Raw genomic sequence first — 3480 nt, 5'->3', positions numbered from 1 at the left:
GGCCGGACAGCGCCTTGCCGCCTTCGGTGGCGACGACGGCATGGCCGGCAAAGATCTCTGCCTCGGCTTCCGCGGCCAACTTGCGCATCTCCGGCGAAAGTTCCGGCCTGACATCGGCGATGGCGACGACCGCAGCACCGGCCTTCTTCAAGGCGACAGCCGCCCGATAGGCGCTGTCATTGTTGGTGAACAACGCGATCCGCTCGCCCGGCAGCACGCCGAATTCGTTGGCATAGCGTTCGGCTGCATGCGCCAGCATCACGCCTGGCCGGTCATTGCCGGGGAAGATGAGCGGCCGCTCGAACGCACCAGTGGCCAGGACCACGGATTTGGCGCGGATCGCCCAATAGCGATGGCGCGGCTCGCCCTTGCCGGGGTGCTCCTTGTGGTCGCTGACCCGTTCGAGCGCCGCAAGCGTGTTGTTGTCGTAGTAACCCCACACCGTGGTGCGCGGCAGAAGCCGGACATTGTCGCGGCCTGCGAGCTGGGCGACGGTGCGCCGCGCCCAATCGGCGGCAGGCGCGCCATCGATCGTTTCCTCGGACCAGTTGGCCGAACCGCCGAAATGCGGCTCGAGATCGGCCAGCATGACGCGCGCACCCTGATCGGCGGCGGCCTTGGTGGCCATCAGGCCGGCAGGGCCGGAGCCGACGACCAGCACGTCGCAAAAGGCGTTCATGCGTTCGTAGCGGGCCGGGTCTTTCGCCGATCCGGCACTGCCGAGACCGGCTGCGCGGCGGATGAAGTGTTCGCAGAACATCCAGAAACGCGTGCCCTTGAGCGGGCCGAACACCGGTCCCATGAAGGTCTTGTAGTAGAACCCGGCCGACAGGATCTTGCCGCCGAGCTGGTTGACGGCGTTGATGTCCCAGGCAAGCGAGGGAAAGCGGTTCTGGCTGATGGCAACCAGCCCGTCATGGATCTCGACCATGGTCGCTGGAATGTTGGGCTCGCGAACCTCGCCCTTCAGCACCGTCACCAGCGCGTTGGGTTCCTCGACGCCTGCGGTGAGCAGGCCGCGTGGGCGGTGGTATTTGAACGAACGCCCGTACAACGTGACGCCCTTGGCCAGCAGGGCTGACGCCAGCGTGTCGCCGGCATGGCCAGTGTAGGCCGTGCCATCGAAGGTGAAGCGGATGGTTTTCAGCCGGTCGATGCGGCCGCCGGTGTCGGCACGGCGCGGGCTCATGCCTTGTCCTCCGCCTTGCGGCGCGCGGCCGGCCCATGATCGCCGCGCGCAAAGGCAACGCTGGAAATCTCATGCGTCAGCGTGTTGCGCACGACCTTGAGATGCGCGCGGCAGCCGCCGGAATGTTGCCAGACCTCATTGTGGTCGCCGGCCGGATTCAGCCGGTCATAGACATAGGCGTTCCACGCCTCGAAATTCTGCGAGGCGGGGTCGGGACGCTCACGATTGCCGTCACCCTGATAGGTGAACTCGATGACGTCGCGCGGGCCGCAATAGGGGCAAGTGATCAACATTGGACTCTACCTATTGCCTAATGCAGCCGCGGGTTTGCACCCTGGCCCTTGTCGTCGATTACCAGCCCGCGGTGGAAGCGGTCGAGCGTGAAGGGCGCGTTGAGGTCGTGCGGCTGGTCCTTGGCGATGGTCCAGGCGAAGCACCAGCCGGAAGCCGGCGTCGCCTTGAAGCCGCCATAGCACCAGCCGCAGTTGAGATACATGCCGGGCAGGGGGCCGGCGGTGATGATCGGCGAGCCGTCCATCGACATATCGCAAACACCGCCCCAGGAGCGCAGCATGCGCACGCGCGCGAGGCCCGGAAACAACGCCAGCATTTCACTCATCACCTCGTCGACGACAGGCAGATTGCCGCGCTGGGCGTAGCTGTTGTAGCCGTCGATGTCGCCGCCATAGATGAGGCCGCCCTTGTCCGACTGCGACATGTAGAAATGGCCCATGCCGAAGGTGACGACCGTGTCGATGAAGGGCTTCAGCGATTCCGTGACGAAGGCCTGCAGCACATGGCTCTCGATCGGCATCGTCTCGATGCCGGCCATCTGCATGACGCGTCCGGTGCTGCCGGCGACCGCCACGGCCACCTTCCTGGCGCGGATGTCGCCGCGCGAAGTGGTGACGCCTGATATGCGGTCGCCGTCGCGCAGGAAGCCGGTGACCTCGCAATTTTCGATGATGTCGACGCCGCGCCTGTCGGCGCCGCGCGCATAGCCCCAGGCCACCGCATCGTGGCGGGCGGTGCCGGCGCGGCGTTGCATCAGGCCGCCGACCACCGGGAAACGCGCGTTGTCGGAGATATCGAGCGCCGGAATCAGGCGTTTGATCTCAGCCTTCGTCATCAGTTCGGCATCCACGCCGAGATGGCGCATGGCGTTGCCGCGCCTTGCATAGTCGTCGAATTGGGCCGGCGTGTGCGCCAGGTTCAGGCAGCCGCGCTGCGAGAACATGACATTGTAGTTGAGCTCGTGCGACAGGTTCTCCCACAGCTTCATCGAGTGTTCGTAGAAGCGGGTGTTGGCAGGCAGCAGATAATTCGAGCGCACGGCCGTGGTGTTGCGGCCGACATTGCCGGAACCGAGCCAGCCCTTTTCCACAACGGCGACATTGGTGATGCCGTGTTCCTTGGCAAGATAATAGGCGGTCGCCAGCCCATGACCGCCGCCACCGATGATGATGACGTCATAGGACGCCTTCGGGTCAGGCTTGCGCCATGCCGGCTTCCAATCCTTGTTTCCCTTGAGCGCGTTCGCGAGCAGCGAAAAGGCCGAGTACTCTGCCATTGATGTCATCCGGTTCGGGCGATGCGGCAGACTATAGAGCAGGCCGCATCCGCAAAGCCAATATTGCGCCATCGCCTTTCGACTGGCCGACGCCCGGGATGGGATCACTCGGCGTGAGTGATCGGTTGGGCTCGCGATACGACGGCTTGCCCCATGATAGGGCCGTGTTTATCAAGGACAGGCTTTCAAATTGCCTTTGCCGCCGATGAGTCGCCAACAAATCATGCTTTTCCGATTGCTTCGTCTCATCCTGGTACTCACGCTGGTCGTTTCGGCGCCGCTTTCGTTTAAGGCGATGGCGCAAGCGCTCGGCCAGGGCTCGGCCGGTTTGGTCGCCGATCAGCAAAAGGTCATCCAGGATCTAACGGCCAAGACGGACGATCTCGAGAAGAAGATACAGCAGGACGGTGAGGACGATGCCTCACTCGTGGAGATCCGTCTGCAGCTGGAGGATCTGTCGCGGGCGGCACTCACCAGTGCGCTGGTATTCCGCTCGCGGCTCACCGAGATCAACAATCGCATCGAGGTGCTGGGTCCTCCACCGGCGGCGGGCCAGCCGCAGGAGCCCGACATCGTGACGGGCGAGCGTCAGGCGCTTGCATCGGAAAAGGCCGAGATCAACGCGGTCGTTGCCAGCGCACAGAACCTGTCGATCCGCATCAGCGGGCTGATCGACAAGATCGGCAATATGCGCAGCGAGCTGTTCCGCAATCTTTTGACC

3 protein-coding genes and 1 pseudogene are annotated in these 3480 nt (G+C 64.1%); 1 reads left to right on the top strand and 3 read right to left on the bottom strand.

Features of this window, described 5'->3' with window-relative positions:
- The 3 genes from EN932_RS31785 to EN932_RS31775 all read right to left on the bottom strand — a co-directional run.
- The coding region (locus EN932_RS31785) for a 2Fe-2S iron-sulfur cluster-binding protein (RefSeq protein WP_128369354.1) at nt 1-1189 on the bottom strand (1189 nt) is incomplete at its 3' end.
- Nucleotides 1186-1482: a sarcosine oxidase subunit delta gene (locus tag EN932_RS31780; RefSeq protein WP_127368927.1), complete on the bottom strand. Its 297-nt coding sequence runs from the start codon at nt 1480-1482 to the stop codon at nt 1186-1188. The genes EN932_RS31780 and EN932_RS31785, both read right to left, overlap by 4 nt.
- A 17-nt stretch (nt 1483-1499) precedes the next feature.
- Nucleotides 1500-2759, bottom strand: coding sequence for a sarcosine oxidase subunit beta (locus EN932_RS31775; protein ID WP_127368926.1), 1260 nt, complete (start codon nt 2757-2759; stop codon nt 1500-1502).
- Nucleotides 2760-2982: 223 nt separating this feature from the next.
- Between EN932_RS31775 and EN932_RS31770 the strand changes: the two are divergent.
- Nucleotides 2983-3480 (top strand): annotated as a pseudogene (locus tag EN932_RS31770) (mechanosensitive ion channel family protein); the annotation flags it as partial.

The organism is Mesorhizobium sp. M7A.F.Ca.US.002.01.1.1, assembly GCF_004022955.1.
GTDB classification, from domain to species: domain Bacteria; phylum Pseudomonadota; class Alphaproteobacteria; order Rhizobiales; family Rhizobiaceae; genus Mesorhizobium; species Mesorhizobium ciceri.
Note: the sequence above shows the minus strand (reverse complement) of the source record. Positions and strands in the feature narration are given on the sequence as shown.

What these genes read in the sequence shown, in the direction of transcription:
- EN932_RS31780 (WP_127368927.1), bottom strand. Translation starts at nt 1,482, where the DNA reads ATGTTGATCACTTGCCCCTATTGCGGCCCGCGCGACGTCATCGAGTTC.
- EN932_RS31775 (WP_127368926.1), bottom strand. Translation starts at nt 2,759, where the DNA reads ATGGCAGAGTACTCGGCCTTTTCGCTGCTCGCGAACGCGCTCAAGGGA.